The 21,774-nt window shown below is 69.5% G+C and carries 15 protein-coding genes; 6 read left to right on the forward strand and 9 right to left on the reverse strand.

Annotation, left to right across the window (positions count from 1 at the left end; translation table 11 throughout):
- Window positions 1–89: 89 nt before the first annotated feature.
- Window positions 90–2,189 (reverse strand): SUKH-4 family immunity protein, encoded by a 2,100-nt coding sequence (locus tag ACFQ6S_RS28805; protein WP_383415769.1) that lies wholly within the window; start codon window positions 2,187–2,189, stop codon window positions 90–92.
- Window positions 2,190–2,329: 140 nt separating this feature from the next.
- Window positions 2,330–4,318, reverse strand: coding sequence for a toxin glutamine deamidase domain-containing protein (locus ACFQ6S_RS28810; protein ID WP_383415772.1), 1,989 nt, complete (start codon window positions 4,316–4,318; stop codon window positions 2,330–2,332).
- A gap of 247 nt (window positions 4,319–4,565) precedes the next feature.
- Between ACFQ6S_RS28810 and ACFQ6S_RS28815 the strand changes: the two genes are divergently transcribed.
- Together ACFQ6S_RS28815 and ACFQ6S_RS28820 are read left to right on the forward strand one after the other, a co-directional pair.
- On the forward strand, window positions 4,566–6,227 hold the full coding sequence (locus ACFQ6S_RS28815; RefSeq protein WP_383415775.1) for a hypothetical protein: 1,662 nt from the start codon (window positions 4,566–4,568) through the stop codon (window positions 6,225–6,227).
- 51 nt (window positions 6,228–6,278) lie between these two features.
- A complete protein-coding gene (locus ACFQ6S_RS28820; RefSeq protein WP_383415778.1) occupies window positions 6,279–6,521 on the forward strand; it encodes a hypothetical protein in 243 nt (80 codons plus the stop codon).
- Window positions 6,522–7,015: 494 nt separating this feature from the next.
- Here the strand turns inward: ACFQ6S_RS28820 and ACFQ6S_RS28825 are convergent, their stop codons facing one another.
- Window positions 7,016–7,615, reverse strand: a complete 600-nt coding sequence (locus tag ACFQ6S_RS28825) for a hypothetical protein (RefSeq protein ID WP_383415781.1) — start codon at window positions 7,613–7,615, stop codon at window positions 7,016–7,018.
- A gap of 108 nt (window positions 7,616–7,723) precedes the next feature.
- Here ACFQ6S_RS28825 and ACFQ6S_RS28830 point away from each other — a divergent pair, with 108 nt between their 5' ends.
- On the forward strand, window positions 7,724–8,119 hold the full coding sequence (locus tag ACFQ6S_RS28830; protein ID WP_383415784.1) for a hypothetical protein: 396 nt from the start codon (window positions 7,724–7,726) through the stop codon (window positions 8,117–8,119).
- A 64-nt stretch (window positions 8,120–8,183) separates the two neighbouring features.
- Here ACFQ6S_RS28830 and ACFQ6S_RS28835 read toward each other — a convergent pair whose 3' ends face one another.
- The 6 genes from ACFQ6S_RS28835 to eccCa all read right to left on the reverse strand — a co-directional run bounded on the left by ACFQ6S_RS28835 (window position 8,184) and on the right by eccCa (window position 16,865).
- Window positions 8,184–8,495: a hypothetical protein gene (locus tag ACFQ6S_RS28835; protein WP_383415787.1), complete on the reverse strand. Its 312-nt coding sequence runs from the start codon at window positions 8,493–8,495 to the stop codon at window positions 8,184–8,186.
- Between the two features lie 39 nt (window positions 8,496–8,534).
- A complete protein-coding gene (locus ACFQ6S_RS28840) occupies window positions 8,535–9,848 on the reverse strand; it encodes an SUKH-4 family immunity protein (protein WP_383415790.1) in 1,314 nt (437 codons plus the stop codon).
- 93 nt (window positions 9,849–9,941) lie between these two features.
- Complete coding sequence (locus ACFQ6S_RS28845) at window positions 9,942–11,879, reverse strand: ATP-binding protein (protein WP_383415793.1); 1,938 nt, start codon at window positions 11,877–11,879, stop codon at window positions 9,942–9,944.
- A gap of 103 nt (window positions 11,880–11,982) precedes the next feature.
- Complete coding sequence (locus tag ACFQ6S_RS28850; RefSeq protein ID WP_383415796.1) at window positions 11,983–12,300, reverse strand: DUF397 domain-containing protein; 318 nt, start codon at window positions 12,298–12,300, stop codon at window positions 11,983–11,985.
- Between the two features lie 83 nt (window positions 12,301–12,383).
- The gene (locus ACFQ6S_RS28855; RefSeq protein WP_383415799.1) at window positions 12,384–12,767 is read right to left on the reverse strand and encodes a hypothetical protein; all 384 of its coding nucleotides are present in this window, start codon (window positions 12,765–12,767) and stop codon (window positions 12,384–12,386) included.
- Between the two features lie 153 nt (window positions 12,768–12,920).
- Window positions 12,921–16,865, reverse strand: coding sequence for a type VII secretion protein EccCa (eccCa, locus tag ACFQ6S_RS28860; RefSeq protein WP_383415802.1), 3,945 nt, complete (start codon window positions 16,863–16,865; stop codon window positions 12,921–12,923).
- A 277-nt stretch (window positions 16,866–17,142) separates the two neighbouring features.
- Between eccCa and eccD the strand changes: the two genes are divergently transcribed.
- From eccD to ACFQ6S_RS28875, 3 genes are all read left to right on the forward strand, one after another.
- Entirely contained in the window at window positions 17,143–18,600 is a 1,458-nt protein-coding gene (gene eccD / locus ACFQ6S_RS28865; protein ID WP_383415805.1) for a type VII secretion integral membrane protein EccD, read from the forward strand.
- Window positions 18,601–18,797: 197 nt separating this feature from the next.
- Window positions 18,798–19,085, forward strand: a complete 288-nt coding sequence (gene rpsO / locus ACFQ6S_RS28870; protein WP_005479656.1) for a 30S ribosomal protein S15 — start codon at window positions 18,798–18,800, stop codon at window positions 19,083–19,085.
- Between the two features lie 330 nt (window positions 19,086–19,415).
- Entirely contained in the window at window positions 19,416–21,638 is a 2,223-nt protein-coding gene (locus ACFQ6S_RS28875) for a polyribonucleotide nucleotidyltransferase (protein WP_383415809.1), read from the forward strand.
- Window positions 21,639–21,774 lie beyond the last annotated feature (136 nt).

Below are 21,774 nucleotides of genomic sequence, written 5' to 3' on the forward strand. Positions count from 1 at the left end.
AGTCTGCGCAGTTGGCGCACTCGAAAGGGTGGCCAGGCGGCTCCCGATTCGCGTGAGGGTGCGCGGGGACGAGCGGCTCTTGGAATCGGTCAGTCGGTGGTTCGCAGTGCGGCAGTCCAGAAGGTGGCGTCCGTGTCTGCGTCGTCGAGGTCGGGCAGCGTGTCCTCCAGATCGCCTCTGATCGCGACGCGCTCGGTGCGGCTCCCCGCCGCGGCCAGCATGCACCGGGCCACAAGGTAGTACTGGAGCCGGTCGATGAACGCGGCAAGGCTGCCGGCGATCAACACGGCGCTGGTTTCCTGCTCGCCGTCGTCGGGCTCGTCGTCGAAGTAGTTGTCATCGAAGTCGTCTTCCGCGCCGCTCCAGTCGTCCGCACTGAACAGGACGACCTGCCCCGTTCCGCCGTGCAGGACCAGGTCACCGGCACCCCACGTACCGATCTTGTAGTACGCGCCTGGGCCGGCGTCCGCCGACAAGTCGCCAGGGTCGAGCGGGGGCAGACCCACTTCGTCCAGCGCCTCGAGCCGGATTGCGGCGCCTTCGAAGGCGGGCAGTCCGACGTCCGTGAGAACGCGGCGTGCCTCCGCGTCCGTCACCCCGTCGGGCACCAGGCCGGTGGGCAGGCGACGTACGACGCCCGGTTCGAAGAGGTCGGGGTCATACGATCCTCGGGGCCGTGCTGTCCCGCCGTGCAGTGCGGGCAGGAAACCGGAGTCGTCGAAGAGCGGCTCCCCGTGCACCTTGCTGATGCACGGACTGACGGCGGGGTCGTGGAGCTCGACCGCGAAAATGCCGCCGAGCCCGGTCACGACCAGGAGTTCGCCGATCCTCACCTGATCCGACACGAATGGGGGTTCCAGGGTCTCGAACACGGTCAGATCGTCCCATTCGGGTGTGACGTTGCGTTCCACGTCGGTGAGCCAGAGCGGCTCGCGTTGTCCCGGTGCCGGCATCGCCGCCGGCCATGGGCCGGCCAGCTCCTCGCCGGTTTCGGCGTCCCAGACTCGGTGTCGCTCGTCCCATTCCCCCGGAGCGGAAACGGCGTGCCGGCCAGGGAGATAGTCCTCAGGGGCGATGACCGGGTCTCCCAGCGGACCGGGCCGAACGTACGCGGCGTTCAGGGCACCCGGCGGCCGCCAATGGGCCCACCGCACCTGCCACGGCAGCGGCCGGCCCGATGAGGCGATCTGGGCGGCGGTCTCCGTATCGCCACGCACCATACTCATCAGGTGCAGCCACGATGCCCATTCACCCTGGGACAGGGAATCGACGCCGCACATCCACAAGTTGACCGCGTCCCCGGCCGGGGACGCACCGTCCACGACATACGAGCCGTCGGCGCGGGCCGCGTCGATCAGGGCGACTTGATCGATACGGGCAACAAGCCGTCCGGAGCGCTGAACGGAGTCGAACTCGCCGGCCTGCACGGCGTGCATCGCAAGTCCCTGCGTCAAGTACTCGCCGGTCGTACCTGCCGCGGGCTGATTGCGCAGCCATGCGACCAGCTCCACATTGACGGCTCGTACCACTTCGGCATCGGTGGTCCGACGCAGCGTCTCGGCATGCCGCTCGTCTCGGAAGCGGACCCAGCCGTCGCCTGCCGCCTCCAGTAGGTCGCCAGATGACTCCAGCGTTGTGGCGACATCCGGAGACCGGCCCACATGGGTCCCCAGCGCCTGGGCGAGGACGGTCCACACCGGCAAGGGAACACGACGGACCTCGGCCAGTGCGAGCGCACGCAGCGCTTCGGTGTCCGTGCCACCAGAGAGGTGCCCCGTAGCCTCTTCGGAAGCGATCGGTTGCAGCGCCACAACCAAGTGATCGTGTGCCAACCGGACATCCGGCAGGTCCCGTTCGATCAGGACCTTGAGACCGCCGCCAACGGCCAGTTCAGTGGCGAAGCGGTGCACCATGCGCGCCTGCTCCGTGGAGCGCCGCGTACGGCCCGCACGGTGGGCATTGACGATGATGACCAGGCCGCCACCGAGGGCGGAGTCCTCAAGCTCGAATCCCCAGTCCGTCCGCTTCTCCGGCAGAGCGGTGAACCCAGCGGCCGTCATGACCCGATCGATGACGTCCTCACAGGTCAGCCCGGTGGCATCCACGAGCACTGCCTCGCTGCGGGCCTCACCCAGCCGCAGCAGTGTCTCTGTCCGTCCGGACCCAGGGGGGCCGGTGAGCTCGGCCACTCGGTGGGTCCCGCTGTCCGACCACTCCAGGAGCTCGGCCAGGGCTTGTTCGGGTGACACGGGTGCAGGGGCGGGCGTCTGATGGCTCATCGCTGAATCTGCTGACTTTCGGTGTGTTCGCACACGGACGGGCTGAGTGGCTACTTTAGCTGCGGTGCGATCCCCTTCCAGAGGGCTTCAACCTTCCTGACATGTCTGACCATCTCTCGATCGCGGGCCTTCTCATTGGCGGTAACCGGGAATTGCTTCTTGACCTGAGCCGTGATCTTCTTCTTTTCGTCATCGGGAAGAGCGGCTCTGGGGTCCAACTTCAGTTCGGCCCGGCGTTGTTTCTGGAGTTCCCTGGTGAGTTCGGATCGCTGCTGATCCGCTGGGTCGGCCCGGTATGTGGTGCTGTAGTACACAGGGGCACCCGCCAGACGCTCACCCAGCAGATTCGAGCAGTTGGAACTCCCGAGTCCGCCCTTCTTGTCGCCACACGGCTCACGTTCGGTGTACAGGGCGGTGATCGTGTAATTGCGCCCTGTGCCCGCATTCGCCTTGTTGACGTCGTCGATCCAGTCGGCGAGATGTCGTTCCGAATGCAGACCGGTAACCCCTGACCGGCTTGGGAACGATGAGTCCGTCACGTACTCGATGGTGCCGTCGTCCCGCCGCAACTCGACTACCGCGAAGTTTCGTTGAGTCAGGTCCGGCGTGTGTGTCTCCGGAACCCCGAGCTTCGTCATCATCTTTCTGACGCGCTCGCCTGGGGTCTTGTGCTTGGCGGCGCCTTCCGAATCCTTGCCGTTGTCCATCGGGTTGCTGTTCACGCCGTACTGCTCGTGAGCCGATTGGCTGAGACGAGCCAACGTGGAGATGACCAGCATTTTCTCGCCCCGGTTCAGGGACTTGAATCCGGGCAGGGCCTTGTTCAACCCATCGGATGTAAAGGTACGCGGCCTGTCCGAGGAGGCGTTGGGGTCCGACACGGAACCCGTGGCCACATTCAGGACATGAGCGAGCTGACCGTTCTGGGCCCAGTTCTGCAGCTGCTGGTCGACGTGGCCCTGCTGCAGGCGGAAGACAGGATTGGTCTGGCGGACGCGCTGCTGCGAATCGTCCGGGTCCAGGTTGCCCTGTTGCTCCTTCTTATCGCCGAACTCGCGGTCCAGACGTGGATGAGAGTCGTCCGGGTGTGGTTCGAGTCCGGCCTTCTTGTCCTTGCTGCCCTTGTCGCCGCTGTCGTCCTCGTTGCTGTTCTTGTCGTTCGGGTCCTTGCCGTCTGTGTTCTGGCCGTTGGAGGGCTGGCCGGCCGGTTCGGCAGCCGGTCTCCGCGCTGTGTCGGTAGAAGATTCCGGGGTGGTTCGAGGGTTACTGCGGTTGCCATCAGGGCTGTTGGAGTCCGCGGCGCCGGGCCTGTCCGGCGCCACCGGCTGCCGGTTCGAGTCCAGCGGAATCGCGAAGACCCCGTTGTCCCCACTGTGCAGCGGCTTCGAACTCTGCTGCCCAGTCTGCGCGTCGATGTAGGTGACCTTGCCGTTGTGGTTGACGGCGTTCCACGCGTGCGCCCGTCCGTTGGCGTCCTGCGTGATGATCACGGCCTGTGAGCCGTGCCCGCTGTCGCGGAGGGTGTTCTCCAGGCGGTTGAACGCGTCGCGCCCGTTGCCCATGTCGCTGAAGCGGGCGCCCAGCGTGTTCTCGATGCGGTCGCGGCCGCCCTTCTCGCCGCGGTCCGAGGGGTTGCCGTCCGCGTCGAGGTCCGGCGTACGCGCCCCGGCAGCCGTGGGGTTGCCGGCGTACGTGTCGACCGTGGACAGGGCGGTGTCGGCGCAGTTGTTGCTGCGGCCCGGCGCTTCCCTGCCCTCGCCGTTGATGCGCTCCACCCAACGGCCGTCCGACGGGTCCGGCGGCCGGGTGGGGTCACCGTTCTCGTCTCGCGGGACCGAGTTCTCCAGGGCGTCCTGCTCGGCGCGGGTGGGGTCGGTGACGCCCCCCGGAGGGTTGGCGTTGCGGGTCGCCGAGGCCGGGGTCGGGGTCTCGTTCGGCTTCGGGTTGTCCGAGGAGTTCGGCTGGTTGGGGTTGTGAGGGGTGGAGTCCGGGGTGTGTGGGGTGGACTGCTGGGGCTGGTTGTTCGGCGTGGGGGTCACGTGGTGGACCGGCACCGCGACGACCTGCGGCTGCTGTTGTTGGTTCGGGGGCGGGGTGTTCGGTGGCGGCTGAGTGGGGTTGTGCTGCGCGCCCGGCTGGTTCGGGGTGCCTGGCTGGTTCGGGGTGCCCGGCGTGCTGCCCGGGGGCTGCTGGGGCGGCTTGTTGGGGGTGGAGCCGGGGCTTGGCTGGTTCGGGGTGCCCGGCGTGCCCTGATGGGCAGGGCCGGGCTGGGACGAGGAGTTCGGTGTGCTGTTGCTCGGCGTCGAGGAGCTCGGAGTTGAGGAGCTCGGAGTTGAGGAGCTCGGCGTCGAGGAGCTCGGCGCACCGCTGCTCGGTGTCGACGTATGCCCGGATCCGGCGCCGGTCGATGTGGAGGGCGTGGTCGTGGGGCTGCCGGTGGACGGCGATGTGGTCCTGGGGGGCGTCGACTGGGACGGGTTCGGGTTCGGGGCGGTCGTACTCGGGTTCTGGCCCGGAGTGCTGGTACGGGCGCCTCCGGACGAGTCCGTGGTGTTGCGGGGCGTGGTCCGGTCACCCGGCGTGGAGGTGCCCGGGTTGTTGCGGGACGTAGTGCCGTCACCCGGTGTGGAGGTCCCTGGGTTGTTGCGGGACGCAGTGCCGTCACCCGGCGTGGAAGTCCCCGGGCTGTTGCGCGGCGAAGTGCGGTCGCCGGGCGTCGTACCGGGGGTGTTCCGCGGCGTGCTGCCGTCGCCCGGGGTCGCATTCCCGGGGCGCTGGGTCGGTATTCGACCGTCCGGCGTGCTTGACGTACGGCCATCCGCTGGACCGGGTGTTCGCCCGTCCGGCGTCGAAGCAGGCGTGCTCCGAGGCGTCGTAGGAGACGTAGGGCTCGGCGTGGAGGCAGGCCCCGTTCCCGTGGCGGAGGGTGTACTGGCGGAAGGATTCCTCGCCGGACCGGAGTTGGGATTCGGGCTCGTCGCGGACGGCGTGCTGGCGCCGCCGGAAGCACCTGGGCTGTGGTGCCCACCCGGAGCCGCACCCCCGGCGGAAGGCGCGGTAGGCGACGTAGGCATCGCTGAGCCGCCGCTGTCCGAGCGGCCGCCGGTACTGGCGGGAGACGAGTCGGCCGTCGGCGTCGGAGCCGCGTTGGACTGCGTGGGGGTGGTGGCGGCCAGGCTGTCGATGTTGGTGCCGATCGAGCCGCCGCCCGGCGAGGACGACATACCGCCCGACGAGGTGGGAGCCGGGCCGGAGTGCGGGCTCGGTGAGGAGAGACCGGAGACGGAAGGGCCGCCGCCGGAGTGGGAAGGGCCGGACGTGCTCGGAGTGCTGGACGAGCCGTTGGAGTCGGAGCCGTTCGACGAGGGGCCGGCGGGCGAGGGGTCGTCGAAGTCGGACAGGGACGATCCGGACGGCGACTGCGTCGGCCTGGAGAACGGGCTGTCCGAAGACGACGTGTTCCCGGAGTCGGATCCCGGCCCGGACCCTGAATCCGGGCCCGCACCGATATTGGGCGCGCCGATGTCATTGCCGCCCGTGTCGGCGGATATGCCGTTGCCTATGTTCGCGCCCGGGATGTTGCCGTTGCCCGAACGCGTCGAGGTGTTGGAGTCGGACCCCGACGAACTCGAGTCGGAGGACGAAGAGTCGGCGGACGAAGAGTTGGAGGCAGAGGAATCGGAGGACGAGGCGGAATCGGACGACGAAGACGAAGAAGAGGAGTTGGAGCTGGAGCTGTCCGATCCCGCGTCGCTGCCGATGTCACCCCCCGATGGCCCCGACGGCCCGTCATACCCGTCGATTCGGCTGTCGATCGCATGCCGGGCCCGGCTGCCCGCCTTCTGGCCCAGGCTGTCGCGTACGCCTTCGGCGAAGGTCTGCGGGCTCTGTCGGAGGGCGTCGAGGCCCGCCTGGCCGCCGGCCTTCATGGTGGCGCCGACGTCGTAGCCTTCCTGCGCGCCGAAGCCGACGTTCACGGTCTGGCGGACGAGGTCGGTGATGATCGCCTCGACCGCCGAGATCACGGGCTCCTTCAGCGTCTCCACGAGCGCCTCGATCATGGCTTTCTTGAGCTCGTCGAGGATACGCCGGACGATCAGGCGGGTGACCTGGGTGGCGCCGAGGCCGGCGACCTCGGACAGGCCGAAGGTGAAGGGCGCGGCGGCGTGGGCGGCGACGATCTCGATCGCCAGGGCGATGAGCTGGGCGATCACCGCCCACTTGGCGAACTCCACCAGGTAGGCACAGGCATCCAGCACGTTCGCGATGAGGAAGGCGGCCTCGGCGGCGCTGCGGAGATAGCCGTCGCCTCCGCCTCCGCCGCCGTCGAACTTCCCGTAGGTCTTGGTGAACTTGTCGATCGACTCACCGGCGTTGTGGGCGGTGACCTGGCGCGCGGAACCGTTCGCCCTGGTGTGGAGCCCGTTGACCTTTTCGCCGAACTGCCGCCACATGGTGGCGCAGTCTCTGAGCTTGTCCTCGTTCGCCGTCGGCCACTTGTAGCCCAGCATCTCGAGAACCCACTCGAGCTCGTCCGGCAACATCATCGCCACAGCAGAAAGCACCCCCGTCGGACAACACGGCCGTACAGCTCCCTCACCAGTCGAGGGAAATCACACAGGAGTACAGCCGTCCGCAAAGTTTACGGACTCACCCGCCGATGACTTCAGGTGGTCGCTGTCACAAGTCCGTTTCAGGTCGCCGCTGTTGCCGGGAGCGGCACGACGTGGGACGGCTCACTGCGTACGGCCCTGAGCGCGCTGTCGATGTCCCTTGATGTCGGGTCGGCCGATGTGGCCCTCGGCGCGCTCGGAGTCACCGAGCCAGATGTGCGGGACGTGCCCCTGGACCGCTGCGACCAACTCCTGCCGGCAGGCGGCGGGGAAGGGGAGGCGGTAGCGCACACGGGGCAGGTCGGGGTGCAACGGCTCCTCGTCGCGGACGAGGGTCCACAGGACGGGGTCGTCCCGGTCGATGGGGCCGATGGGGAACAGCTCCAGGGAGTAGACCTTCTGGCTTCGGACCTTCTGGCTGCGGCCGAACCTGCTCCAGTACAGACCGACTCCGGCGAGCGCCTGCCAGGGGATGACGTTCCGGGCCCTTCCGTTCTCGACCCACAGACCGGTCGCGTCGACGAGGATCCGGGCGCGCCGGTTCGCCCAGTTGGCGATGAAGAGGAACACGCCGAGCGCACCGAGCAGCAGCATGAACACGAGGCCCACGTATCCGGCCGGGTTGGACTCCCCCTTCTGGTTCCCGGTAGCAACCACGACAGCGCCGATGACGCCGACCGCGCCCAGCGCGATGAGCAGGACGGAGCAGGGGAGCCCTGTCATGGCGCCGCGGCGACCGGTTCGTATGACCGTGGCGTCGGGTGCGGGGGAAGGCGTATGCGAAGGCAACATGGTGCGTGAGCTTAGCGAATTGACCTACGCTCCCTCCTCATGACGACGCACGGCCGGGAACACGGTGGGGAACAGGTGCAGACGCAGGTGCGAGGCGAAGAGGGTGATCCGATTCCGCCGGGTGCGGACGAATTCAGGGCGAGTTTCCAACGGCAATCCGACCCCGGCTTCGCGAGACAGCGGTCGCGGCAGGCGCGGAGCGCTCGTGGTGGGCTCATGGCCGCCGGGGCGTCGGTGGCGCTGGTCTGCCTCATGGTGATCGTGGGGCAGCTCACCAGCGGTACCCAGGCGGGCGTGGGGACCATGGTGTACGGCTTGAGCCTCGCCTTCGCCGGTCTCAGCGTGGAGTTGGCGCGGCGTGGACGCACCCGTCTGGCCATGATGGCGATCATCTTCGCCGCGGCGGGCGCGTCGCTGGCGGATGCCCTGCCCTGACCGGCACATCCTTCTGCTGCACCGTCAGGATGCCGTGCCTGTCCGCCCAGCCGTCGCGTACGTGTCAAGACCGGCGCTGTTTCCGATACAGCGCGATGGCCGCCTCCGTCGGGAAGTTCGGCACGGTGACGGTCTCACCGGTGTCCTTGGCGACCACGATCTTGCCGCCGCCGGGCGGAGCCGGCTGAGGCCGACCGGCCGCGTCCGTGACGGGCGGGAACACCGGGTACACCAGGTATCCGAGGTCGAACTCCGCCACGCGCAGCTCAGCGGGAGTGCCGTCCGGCAGCTTGGGCTGCGCGTAGCGGCCGCGCACGATGGCGAGGGCCTGCTCGGAGGTGGTGGGCGGCGGTGCCGGGTGGTGGTCCGAAGCCACGGGTTTCTCTCCTGGTCGTAGCGGGCAGACCGCGGCCGGTCAGAACAACCCGTGCCACATTTGCTCGACGATCAGCGACCACCACGTCTCCGCGTTCCCCAGCGCGGATGCGTCCACGGCCGCCAACTGCTCCTGCAGCGCCGCCACTTCCGCGCCGGCCGCCACCGGGTCCAGCCCCTGCATCCGCTGCCGTGCGTCAGCGAGCAGGCTCAGCGAGCGGGTGAAGGCGGCGACCGAGACATTGACGTACCGAGCAGCGGCCGTCACCGGATCCACCGCCCAGACCGCGCCGAGACCGTCCGGCTGCCCCGCCCCCGGCAGGTACTGCACCGCGATGACCGCGACGCCGTCGAAGCCGATCCGGACCAGGTGTGCCAGGGCGCCGATCTTCTCCTCGCCGGCCGGGCTGCGCCGCTCGCGCAGATTCGTGGCGACGTCCGTGAACAGGCCGCCGACCGGAGGCGCGTCGGGCCGGTCGGCGGTGAAGAAGAGCGGGAGGTCGGCCGGAAGCCCCGCCCAGGTGAGCGTCGCCGCAGCGGCCTCCGGCAGCGGGCTGCCGGCGATGTCGTCGGCGTCGTAGCGGCGTACGCCTGCCTCGCCGAAGACCTCGACGAGATGGCGGCCGAGCACCACGTCGCGCATCGGCTCCGCGGGAGTCACCTGCGCGGGCACCGGCACGCGGTGCGGGAGCGGCGGCGGCTGCCGGCCTGCGATCCGGTGCATCGTCTCGACCTGCTCGACCAGCGCCGCGATGCCCTCCGCACGCGCCTCGGGACGGGCCCCGTAGGACTGCGAGCAGGAGAGCTGGGCGTTGGGGAAAGCGTTGAGGAGCTCGGCCGTGTAGCCGCCCGGGAGCAGGCTGGGACGCAGGTCGGTGTGGATGGCCACGACATTGTCGGTGGGTACGTTCATCCGTCGCAGCTCCCCCCACGCCTGGTACTCGGCGGGGGGCAGCCCCGGGGCGGAGGTGCGGAAGAGGTTGGTCTCCTCGCCGTTCGCCGGGTCGACGAACGTGAAGACGGCCGTGTTGCCGGGGCCGGTGACCGGACGGACGGCCCCTTCGGACGCACCCCCGTGCTTCTGCCGGTACATCCGGACGACCTCGTCGACCGGCACCGACGGCCACACCGTCAGCTCGCCGCTGCCGCGGTCCACGACCCCGCACGCGTTGCCGATGTCGGCGGGCGGCCGCCGCTCCCCGGTCTCCGGGTCGCGCTCGGGCTCCGCGGGCGCCGCCCACACGACCCAGCCCAGGTCGAACTCCTGCATCCGGACCTCGCGACGCGGCTCCGTGGAGCCTTCCGGATTGAGCCAACGGTCGGCGATGGCGAGCGCCTGCTCCTGGCTGGTCACGGGGAGGCTCCTTCGAAGGGGGCGGTCGGGGAGGGGGGTGGAAAGACGGGCGGACCTGCCGTGCAGGTATCCACGAGGCTGCCGTGCACGTGCCTACGAGGCTATCGTCGCGCCCGCCGCGCGAATCCGGAGGGCCTTGACCCCACGCTCGGTGGCGAGCAGGAGGATGCCGTCGGGGGAGAGGTCGGCCGCGGTGAAAGACGTGCCGGAGATCAGCGCGGCCACCACCTCCTGATCCGCCCGGTCCCAGACGCGCAGGTAGTCGCCGCCCCGGCTCAGGCCGAGCGGGGCGGCGGCACGTTCCTCCTCCGTAGGGCGAAGGATCTGTTCGGGATCGGCGTCGCCGAGGTGATCAGGCTGCACGAGGCCATGGACGAGCACGGCGGAACCGGACGCACCGACCGGCCGTGCGCCGGGTGTGCCCGCGGGGACGACCAGCACGGCGACCGGGGTGGCCGGCCCGTCGGGTTGAGGCAGGCTGCCGACGGTCACGGCGCTGACGCCGGACACGGGCAGGCTCCACAGGGTCTGCCAGGGAAGATCCAGGCCGAGCCGCCCGCGAATCGCCTCGGCGTACTCGGGGAGTCCGTCCTCGACGAACGCGGTCTCCAGCAGGGCGGCACGCAGTTCGACGGGCGCCTGGGTCCGGGTCAGCAGAGGCGCCGTACGCAGATACGTACGGGCCGGTGCGCCCAGCTCCTCAGCCGGTACGGCCTCCACGGCGGCGCGCAGGGGCACCGGGTCGGCGTGGATGAACAGGCCGGGATCCGTGAGGAGTTGGGGCAGCAGCCCCGCCTCCAGGGTGTGGCCCGCGATGTGGTCGCGGACGTAGGGATCGGCCTTGCTCCAGTCCTGCTCCGGCACGGCCTCCAGCAGGGCCATCGCGATCTGGGTCTGTGCGGCGGCGACGCCGGGCAGACCGGCGCGGATCTCGTCACCGAGGGCCGGGTGGAGCAGCCGTAGCAGCGTACGCCCGCCGTCGGCCGGGTCCGCGTCCTGTTCGGCTTCCTGCTCCTCGGGCTGCACGAACGGCGCGGCGAGCAGCATCCCGCCCGCCAGGGCCTGGCTCATGTCCTGCCCGGCGATCGCGCTCACCAGCCTCGCCCACAGGTGGACCGGTATGCCGTCGGCCTCGGCCAGGGCAAGGGGGGCCAGCAGGTGCCGCAGCGTCTGCGGATCGCTGCCGAGCCGCTGGGCGTGCAGGTCCAGGGCCTCACCGACGGACGTCGGCAGGAACCTCTCGTCGGCCGCATCGAAGCCCTCCGGAGCCATCAGGAGGCAATTGACGGCGAGTTGGACCACGAGCGGGCTGGTCCCGGCTCGGCGGCCGATGGCCGCGCCCAGAGCGAGACGGGCGGCGGGATCCACGGTGAACGGCAGCTCAGGTGCTCCGAACACCGGGTTCAGCACCGCATGCGCGTGCAGTACCAGGCCCTCGGGATCGGCCCACTCCGGCTCGTCGAGATCGATGATCCGCACGGTGCCGGACGGCAGACCCCCGGCCAGCTCGGCGGCCAGTGGACGCGGCACCTCGGCCAGCAGCCGGACCGACTCGGTGGCGGCCAAGGGAGCGAGCACCTCACGCACCAGCCGTGCGGGTTCGCCCGCCGCCCGTACCGGCCCCGCACGGTCGACGTCCGGTACGACGACGGTCACCGGCTCGTCGAGCGCGGCCAGTTCGGCGTACACGCCCTCGGTGCTGGTGGCGGCCAGCTCGTAGTGGTCGGCGAGCAGCCACAGCACCTGGGCCGCGGTCAGACCGTCGGGGGCGGGGACGGCCGGAGCCGGCAGCTCCGGCGGCACCGTCGACGGATCCATCTCCTCCAGCGGCAGCCGCTTGCGGTACTCCGGATCGCACAGCATCAGAAACCCGGTGAGCAGCCGCGAACGCCCGCTGCCGGAACCGCCGGTGACCACGACCACGCGTGAAGCGCCGGGCGCGGCCGCACGCCATGCGGTGAGTGCGCGCAGCGCGGCGGTCCGGCCGCCTATGTGGGGGTGCGGTGCGTAGTCCTGGCTCGAGCCGGTCATGAGTCCCCGTCCTCCGCCATCGCGGATGCCTACTCGTACGACCCTGATCTTAGGCGTGGCGCCGGTCACGAGGGCGAGCGGACAGCGGACCTCCGGAAGCGACCTACTCGGCCGCCACCCCGCCATTTGGAGGCGCAGCCTCCAAGTCGAACTCCCCGTCCCGAGCCCCCAGCACAAACGCCCGCCACTCCGCCTCGGTGTACCGCAGCACGGTCCCGGGATCGAGGGACGACCGCATGGCCACCGCGCCCTCGGGCAGGTACGCGATCTCGACGCGCTCCTCATGCTGCTCGGTGCCGGGCGCGCACTGCCATTCGACCCCGGAGATGTCGAGGGCGTACAGCTCGTCGCGCTCCCGTTCCTTGCGCGCCTTGATGTCCTCGGCCTGAGCCCCGACCTCGTTGTTGCTTGCCTCGGTCATTCCGCTGGGCCTCTTCCTGACGTGCGAACGACGATGGGTCTCACCCTACTGACGTCGGTCGCCCCGCATGTGCCCGTCGCGGATCAGAGGTCGTGAGGCCGCAACCTGGCGTGTGCGACCCCGGTCGGCACCTGCACCTGCCCGTCGTACTGGGCCGTCGTCTCCTTCCAGATGGCGTCCTGCTCGGCCTCGTTCAGCTCGTGCGCCACGCCCATCTTGGTGAAGGCGACGCCCATCCCGGCGATGCGCTCCGCGAGGCTGGCCATCGACTCGTACATGCCGTCGCGCAGGCCCTCGTAGACGACGCCGAACTTCTCGCCGATGTCGTCGTCACCCCACGGCGGGGTGTCGCCCTTCTCGAGGGCGGTCAGCCCGGTCTGCAGGGCCGTCACGGCCTTGCCGAAGTCCAGGCCGACGTTGAACATGTGGAAGCCCTCGGTCTTGAGGACCTCGGGATCGGAATCCATGTAGTCCGACGGCACAACTGCCCCCCGTGGCTGCTCTTTTCTGTCGCAACGCCACCTTAACCGGGGCGCCCGCGGGAGACCCAGCCCCCAGGGACAACAGGAAGGGGCGGCACCCACGTGGGTACCGCCCCTCGACGCTCGACCGGCCGCCACTCAGAACCGGTTCGGCAGCCAACCCGTCTGAATCAGCTGCCCCCCGCGGCGGCGCGTGTGGAAGTTTCCACGGCCGGGCGGCAGTTGCGAGGCCGTGATGTTGCCCAGCAGCTGGCCCTCCGACCGGTCGCCGGAGAGCACCACGCCCTGGGCGCCCAGCTCGCGCATGCGCTGCATCACCGGCTCGTACAGCGACCGGCTCGCACCGCCCGAGGAACGCGCGATGATGACGCGCAGGCCGACGTCACGGGCGAACGGCAGGTACTCCAGAAGCGGGGCCAGCGGGTTCACGCCGGTCGCCACCAGGTCGTAGTCGTCGACGATGACGAACGCGTCCGGGCTGTTGTACCAACTGCGGTTGCGCAGCTGCTCGGGCGTGACGTCCGGGCCGGGCATCCGGCGGTGCATCGAGCCGGCCAGCCCCTCCAGGGTCTCCGTCAGGGCCGGAGCCGACGCGCAGTACCTCGACAGGTGCGAGTCGGGCACGCCCTCCAGGTGGGCGCGTCGGTAGTCACCCATGACGATCTTCGCCTGGTCCGGCGTGTAGCGCTCGGTGATCTGCTTGACCAGCAGCCTGAGCAGCGCGGACTTACCGGACTCGCTCTCACCGAACACGATGAAGAGCGGGTCGGTCTCGAAGTCGACGAAGACCGGCGAGAGCGACGACTCGTCGATTCCGACGGCGACACCGCGCTCCGGGTGCTCGAAGCCCTTGGGCAGCCGGTCCGCCGACAGCATCGTGGGCAGCAGCCGCACGGCCGGGGCGTGGCTGCCCTGCCAGTTCTCGTTGATGCCGCCGATGAGGATCGACGCCGCCTCGGACAGGTCCTCCGTCGCCGAGGAGCCGTCGACACGCGGCAGCGCCGTCATGAAGTGCAGCTTGTCCTGGGTCAGACCACGGCCCGGCACCGTGGCGGGGACGTTCTGCGCGACCTTGCGGTCGATCTCCGACTCCGTCGGGTCACCGAGCCGGAGTTCGATGCGGTTCTGGAGCATGTCCTTGAGCGCCGGCCGCACCTCGGTGTAGCGGCTCGCCGTAAGGATCACGTGGACACCGAAGCCGAGACCGCGGGTCGCGATCTCCGTGACGGTCGCCTCGAGCATCTCGTAGTCGGTCTTGAAGGTGGCCCAGCCGTCGATGACGAGGAAGACGTCACCCCAGATCTGGTCGGGCAGCTGACCCGCGGCCCGGCGCTGACGGTAGGTCTGCACCGAGTCGACGTTGTTCGCGCGGAAGTACTCCTCGCGTGCGTTGAGGATGCCCTCGACCTCGCTGACCGTACGGCGCACCTTCTCGGCGTCGAGACGGTTTGCGACCCCGCCCACGTGGGCCAGGTCCTCCATCGAGATCAGCGAGCCACCGCCGAAGTCCAGGCAGTAGAACTGCACTTCGGAGGGAGTGTGGGTGAGCGCGAACGACGAGATGAGCGTACGCAGCAGCGTCGACTTGCCGGACTGCGGACCACCGACGAACAGACCGTGGCCCGCACCGCCCGCGAAGTCCCGGTACAGCACGTCACGCCGCTGCTCGAACGGCTTGTCCACCAGGCCGACCGGCACGTTGAGCCGGCCGAGCGCCGTGTAGTCGGGCGCGGTCAGACCGCGGTCCTGGGTGACGGCGAGCTGCGGGAGCAGCTGCTCCAGCGAGGGCGCCTCCTCCAGCGGGGGCAGCCACACCTGGTGGGCGGGCGGTCCCTGGTTGATCATCCGGCTGACGAGGACGTCCAGGACGGTGTCCGCGAGCGCGTCGTCCACCCGGTTGTCGGGCTCCGGCTCCTCGATCACCGGCTGCGGGGGCAGCGCCACGTGCTCCGCGGAGAACAGCGCGGGACGCAGCTGCGTCGAGCGGTGCACCCGGGACGGGCCCTCGCCGTGGTACGCCCCCGACACGTACGCCGCCTTGAAGCGGACCATGGTGTCGGTGTCGTAGCGCAGATACCCGGAGCCGGGGATCGACGGCAGGTGGTAGGCGTCCGGGACGCCGATCGCCGTACGGGACTCGGCGGCGGAGAAGGTCCGCAGACCGATCCGGTACGACAGATAGGTGTCCAGACCGCGCAGCTTGCCCTCCTCCAGGCGCTGCGAGGCCAGCAGCAGGTGCACACCCAGCGAACGGCCGATACGGCCGATCTGGATGAACATGTCGATGAAGTCCGGCTTGGCCGTGAGGAGTTCGGAGAACTCGTCGAGCACGATCACCAGCGAGGCCATCGGCTCCAGCGCGGCACCGGCGGCACGCGCCTTCTCGTAGTCGTGCAGGTTGGCGTAGTTGCCGGCCGAGCGCAGCAATTCCTGGCGGCGCTGCGTCTCACCCATGATCGAGTCGCGCATACGGTCGACGAGGGTGAGGTCGTCCGCGAGGTTGGTGATCACGGCCGCGGTGTGCGGCATGTCGGCCATACCGGCGAAGGTCGCGCCGCCCTTGAAGTCCGCGAGGATGAAGTTCAGCGTCTCCGAGGAGTGCGTCACCGCGAGACCGAGCACCAGCGTACGCAGCACCTCGGACTTGCCGGAGCCGGTCGCTCCGACGCACAGGCCGTGCGGGCCCATGCCCTCCTGCGAGGCCTCCTTGAGGTCCAGCATGACCGGCTCGCCGTTCTCGCCGACACCGATAGGCACGCGCAGCCGCTCGTGCAGTGTGCGCGGCCGCCAGGTGCGGGAGACGTCGACCGTGCCCGCGTCGCCGATGCCCATCAGGTCGGTGAAGTCCAGGTTGGACAGGAGGGGTTCGCCCTCCTCCGCGGAGCCGACCCGGAACGGGGCCAGCTGCCGGGCCAGCGACTCGGCCTGCGCCACGTTCAGGAGGTCGGGCTTGCCGGTGTACGCGGACTCGTGGCCGACGAACAGCCGCATCCGCTCCGGCTTCGCGTAGATCGTCAGACCGGCGCGCAGCTCCTCCTCCAGCGGGCCGGGGGAGATCTCCAGGAACGTGACGCCCTGGAGGCCCTCGGCGCTGGCGAGTTCGGAGTCCGGCGGCACGGTGCCGCCGTCGAGCACCACGATCAGGTGGGGCTGGTCGTAGACCGGGGTCGTCTCACGGTTCCAGCGGGGCCGGTCGCCCAACTGGTCCGCCAGCGCCTCCTCCAGCTCGCCGAGGTCGTCGAACAGGAGACGGGACGAGCCCGCCCCGTCCTTGGCCTTCGGGTGCTGGCTGTGCGGCAGCCACTTGATCCAGTCCCAGTCGGCCGCCGCGGAGGGGTGTGCCACCACGGCGATCATCAGATCCTCGGGCGAATGCAGCGTCGCCAGCTGGGACAGGGACGAACGGGCGTTGCCGTAGACCGTGTCGCTCTCGCCGCAGATCGTCACGTGGTAAAAGGCGCGCAGCGAGATGGACACGGGCAGATCGGACAGACTGCCGTGCGCGTCGAGGAACGCCTTCATGGCCGCGGCGGTCAGCGGCTCCAGCTCCTCCTTGGGCGCCGTCTCCGGCGCGACGAGCGGGGTGTTCAACTGCTGCACACCGCGCCCGATCCGTACGGAGGCGAAGTCCGCGTCCGTCGGACGCCGCTCCCACAGCCGCTTGCCGTCGGCCGCCACCGCCCACAGCTGCTCCGGGTCCGGATGCTGGAAGAGCTGGCTCTGCCGCTGCAGTTCCGCGGTCTTGTGCACGTCCTTGCGGACCTGCTCCAGGTAGCGGAAGTAGTCACGCCGGTCCTGGGCCATCCCCGCGCCGCCGCCCTGACGGGACTTGGCGAACTGGGCGATGGCCATGGCCAGTGTCGAGGCCAGCATCAGCCCGCCGACCACCCTCATGTACGAGGGCAGGTTGGGCATGAAGAAGAAGCCGACGGAACCCAGCATGCCCATCATGGGCAGCAGGTTCATCAGCATGCTTTCGTCGCCCTCGCGAGGGATCTCGGGGGGCGTCTCCAGTTTGACCTCGCCGTCCGGGACGGCCGGCGGCACTATCCGCGGTGGTCGTTTGATGATGACGACGCTCACCGATGCACTCATCCTTCGCGATTGATACGTCCTGGCACCGACGCCCCCGTGTACCGCTGTGCCGAGATGGTTTCTCGTTCGCGTAGGCGTCGTTCGCGTAGAGGTCGATCCTACTGATGCCTGAGGTGCCCGAGGGAGGGAGGCGGATGGAGATGCGGCGCAGGTCCTGGGAGGAATGCGGGAGGTAGGGCCTGAGCCGGGTACCGCAACGGATATGGTGGCGCTCCGCGTCGTACGAGCGGCGCGAGGAAGTCTTGTCTAGCAGGGGGAACACCAGGTGAGCACGGGGACTTCGACAGGTTTCTGCCGAATCACCATCGCAGCACCGGACAGTCGTGTGGATGTCGCGCTGCCCGAGGACTTGCCGATCCAGGACCTCTTTCCCGAGATCGTGAGGCTCTCGGGCATGGTCCAGTCGGACACCGGCCCCTCGGGCTACCACCTCGTGACGCGCGAGGGCCAGGTGCTCGACGCCAGTCGCTCGTTGCTGGAGCACCGGGTCAGGGACGGTGACGTGCTGCTGCTGCGCACCTTCGCCGACTCACTGCCGCCGGCCGTGCACGACGACGTGGTGGACGCCATCGCCGCCGCGGTCAAGCAGGACACCCGCAGCTGGAACGACAACCTGATGCGGGTGGCCGGTCTCGTCGCGGGTTCGCTGCTGCTGGTCATGCTCGGCTTCGTCTTCTGGTTCGCGGACCCGGTACGGCACGACATGCACGGCCTCCAGGGCATCCTGGCCGGCGTCACCGCGCTCGCCCTGACGGCACTGGCCGGTGTGCGGGCCCGGGTGTACGACGACCGGGGCTCCGCCGTCGCACTCGGCATCTCGGCGCTGCCGCACGCGCTCATCGCGGGCTCAGGCGTCATCCCCCAGGACGCGGGCGAGGGCCCCGGCAGGATCCAGTTCCTCGTCGGCTGTGTGGCCGTACTGCTCTGCTCCGTCGTACTGATCATGCTGCTGCCGCAGGGCGACGCCCCGTTCGTGGCCGCCGCGCTGGCCTCCGCGATCGGCACGCTCGCCGTGTTCTGCGGTGTGCTCACCGAGGCGGAGCCCCGCGAGATCGCCGCCGGCACCTCGGTCGTCGCCCTCGCGGTCGTCGGCTTCCTGCCCGGCTGGTCGTCCCGCTTCGCCAAGCTGCCGATCGGCTTCCGCAACCCCGAGGACCTGGCCCGCGCCCGCCGCGAGGGCCGCGAGGGCGACCTGGAGGCCGTGGACGTCCAGCGCATCGTCGCCCAGACCAGCCGGGGCCACGAACTGCTGCTCGGCCTGGTCGGCGGCTGCGCCGCGGTGATCATCGGCGCGGGCGGCGCGGTCCTCGGCTTCAGCGACAGCGGCTGGGCCCAGCTGCTGGCCCTGTGCACCGGCCTCGCCGCGATGCTGCGGGCCAGGCTGTTCCGCTACACCGCCCAGGTCACCTGCCTGTTCGTGGCCGGCGTCATCACGCTCGCGCTGCTGGTGCTCGGCCTCGCGATCTCGCCGCCGGCCGACGTCATCATGGATCTGCTCCAGGGCAACTCCGGCCCGGTCGACGTACGCACCCTGTGGCTCGGCGCCTCGGTCGGCGCCGGTGTGCTGCTGCTGATCGCGATCGCCCTGATCGTGCCGCAGAAGGGGCTCTCCCCCTTCTGGGGCCGCATGCTGGACCTCGCGGACTCCCTGGTGCTGCTCTCGCTGGTCCCGATCTGCCTGGCCGTCCTCGACGTCTACGGCAAGGTCCGCGGCGGCATCTGAGCGGTGTGGCCCGGCGGGGGACCGCCGGGCAAGAGCGTGCCCGCATGCTGGTACGCTGTGTGACGGCCGTTTGTGTACGCGCCCCCGGTCCATCTGGGGGCTGCGCCCAGCGGATCCCGCCTCCCGAGTCACGGAAGCTCCCCTGAGATGCAGACCAGGGGCACTCGGTGGCAACAGAAGACTCACGAGGAGTACGCGTGTCGCTCGACGCCGCTACGAAGAAGCAGATCATCACCGAGTTCGGTACCAAGGAGGGCGACACCGGCTCCCCCGAGGTCCAGGTCGCGATGCTCTCGCGCCGTATCTCGGACCTGACCGAGCACCTCAAGACCCACAAGCACGACCACCACTCCCGTCGTGGTCTGCTGATCCTGGTCGGTCAGCGTCGCCGCCTTCTCCAGTACCTGGCGAAGAAGGACATCCAGCGCTTCCGTGCGCTGGTCGACCGCCTCGGCATCCGCCGCGGTGCGGCGGGCGCCAAGTAAGACGCCATGAGGGGAGCGGTTCCCGGAAGGATCGGGAGCCGCTCCCTTTGCCGTACATGCGGAACGTCAACCGTACGTGCGGAAACATGCGGAGTGTCACTCACGCTTTGTAGTGTGGTAGCACAACGCAATACGGACGACACATCACGATGAAAAGAGGAGAAGCGCGCCTCGCCGCCGCCGGTCCTCGGTAGTGGCCCCCGGGAAGAGAGCCCCGGGTGCTTCGATCGAAGACCGGCCCGCACCAGACGGAGCGCTTCTCCGGCACCGTCCCCCTGCCACACGGGCAGCCACGGGACAAAAGACGACAAAGTAACGGAGAAAACGCTAGTGGAGAACGAGACCCACTACGCCGAGGCCGTCATCGACAACGGCTCCTTCGGCACCCGCACCATCCGCTTCGAGACGGGCCGCCTGGCCAAGCAGGCCGCCGGTTCCGCCGTGGCGTACCTGGACGACGACACCATGGTGCTGTCGGCCACCACCGCCTCCAAGAACCCCAAGGACCAGCTCGACTTCTTCCCCCTGACGGTGGACGTCGAGGAGCGGATGTACGCCGCCGGCAAGATCCCCGGCAGCTTCTTCCGCCGTGAGGGCCGCCCCTCCGAGGACGCGATCCTCACCTGCCGCCTCATCGACCGCCCGCTGCGCCCGTCCTTCAAGAAGGGCCTTCGCAACGAGATCCAGGTCGTCGCCACGATCATGGCGCTCAACCCCGACCACCTGTACGACGTCGTGGCGATCAACGCCGCGTCCGCGTCCACGCAGCTGGCCGGTCTGCCCTTCTCCGGCCCGATCGGCGGCGTCCGCGTCGCGCTGATCCGCGGCCAGTGGGTCGCCTTCCCGACGCACACCGAGCTCGAGGACGCCGTCTTCGACATGGTCGTCGCGGGCCGCACCCTGGAGGACGGCGACGTCGCGATCATGATGGTCGAGGCCGAGGCCACCGAGGGGACCATCAAGCTGGTCCAGGGTGGCGCCGAGGCCCCGACCGAGGAGGTCGTCGCCTCCGGTCTGGACGCCGCGAAGCCCTTCATCAAGGTGCTCTGCAAGGCCCAGGCCGACCTCGCCGCGAAGGCCGCCAAGCCGACCGGCGAGTTCCCGATCTTCCTGGACTACCAGGACGACGTCCTCGAGGCCCTCACCGCCGCCGTCAAGCCGGAGCTCGCCTCCGCGCTGACCATCGCCGGCAAGCAGGAGCGCGAGTCCGAGCTGGACCGCGTCAAGGCGCTCGCCGCCGAGAAGCTCCTGCCGGAGTTCGAGGGTCGCGAGAAGGAGATCTCCGCCGCGTACCGCTCGCTCACCAAGCAGCTGGTCCGCGAGCGCGTGATCAAGGAGAAGAAGCGCATCGACGGCCGCGGTGTCACCGACATCCGCACCCTGGCCGCCGAGGTCGAGGCCATCCCGCGCGTGCACGGCTCCGCCGTGTTCGAGCGTGGCGAGACCCAGATCCTGGGCGTCACGACGCTGAACATGCTCCGTATGGAGCAGCAGCTGGATACGCTGTCGCCGGTGACGCGCAAGCGCTACATGCACAACTACAACTTCCCGCCGTACTCCACCGGTGAGACCGGCCGCGTCGGCTCCCCGAAGCGCCGCGAGATCGGCCACGGCGCCCTCGCCGAGCGCGCCCTGGTCCCGGTCCTGCCGACGCGCGAGGAGTTCCCCTACGCGATCCGCCAGGTCTCCGAGGCGCTGAGCTCCAACGGCTCGACGTCCATGGGCTCGGTCTGCGCCTCCACCATGTCGCTGCTGAACGCCGGTGTGCCGCTGAAGGCCCCCGTCGCCGGTATCGCCATGGGCCTGATCTCCCAGGACATCGAGGGCGAGACGCACTACGTCACGCTCACCGACATCCTCGGTGCGGAGGACGCCTTCGGTGACATGGACTTCAAGGTCGCCGGCACCAAGGAGTTCGTGACCGCCCTCCAGCTCGACACCAAGCTGGACGGCATCCCGGCCTCCGTCCTGGCCGCCGCCCTCAAGCAGGCCCGTGACGCCCGCCTCCACATCCTCGACGTGATGATGGAAGCGATCGACACGCCGGACGAGATGTCCCCCAACGCGCCGCGGATCATCACCGTGAAGATCCCGGTCGACAAGATCGGTGAGGTCATCGGCCCCAAGGGCAAGATGATCAACCAGATCCAGGAGGACACCGGCGCCGACATCACGATCGAGGACGACGGCACGATCTACATCGGCGCGGTCGACGGCCCGTCCGCCGAGGCCGCCCGCACCACGATCAACTCGATCGCCAACCCGACCATGCCGGAGGTCGGCGAGCGCTACCTGGGCACGGTCGTGAAGACGACCACCTTCGGTGCGTTCGTGTCGCTGCTCCCGGGCAAGGACGGTCTGCTGCACATCTCGCAGATCCGCAAGCTGGCCGGCGGCAAGCGCGTGGAGAACGTCGAGGACGTGCTCGGCGTGGGCGCCAAGGTACAGGTCGAGATCGCCGAGATCGACTCCCGCGGCAAGCTGTCGCTCATCCCCGTCATCGAGGGCGAAGAGGCCTCCGACGAGGACAAGAAGGACGACACCGACCAGTGACGTCGAGTAGCTCCACGGCGAAGGGCCGCCCCCCCTCCGAGGGGCGGGGCGTCGCCCCTCCCCCAAACCCCCCCCAAGGGACCCACAGCACCGGTACAGTTCTCAAGAACAACCCCCCCAGCGGCCTTCGCAGCGT

The organism is Streptomyces sp. NPDC056479, from assembly GCF_042795335.1.
Lineage (GTDB): Bacteria > Actinomycetota > Actinomycetes > Streptomycetales > Streptomycetaceae > Streptomyces.

Coding starts and splice junctions, on each gene's coding strand:
- ACFQ6S_RS28820 (WP_383415778.1), top strand. CDS start 6,279: ATGATCGCCTCGACCGCCGAGATCACGGGCTCCTTCAGCGTCTCCACG.
- ACFQ6S_RS28825 (WP_383415781.1), bottom strand. CDS start 7,615: ATGACAGGGCTCCCCTGCTCCGTCCTGCTCATCGCGCTGGGCGCGGTC.
- ACFQ6S_RS28830 (WP_383415784.1), top strand. CDS start 7,724: ATGACGACGCACGGCCGGGAACACGGTGGGGAACAGGTGCAGACGCAG.
- ACFQ6S_RS28845 (WP_383415793.1), bottom strand. CDS start 11,879: ATGACCGGCTCGAGCCAGGACTACGCACCGCACCCCCACATAGGCGGC.
- ACFQ6S_RS28850 (WP_383415796.1), bottom strand. CDS start 12,300: ATGACCGAGGCAAGCAACAACGAGGTCGGGGCTCAGGCCGAGGACATC.
- ACFQ6S_RS28855 (WP_383415799.1), bottom strand. CDS start 12,767: ATGGATTCCGATCCCGAGGTCCTCAAGACCGAGGGCTTCCACATGTTC.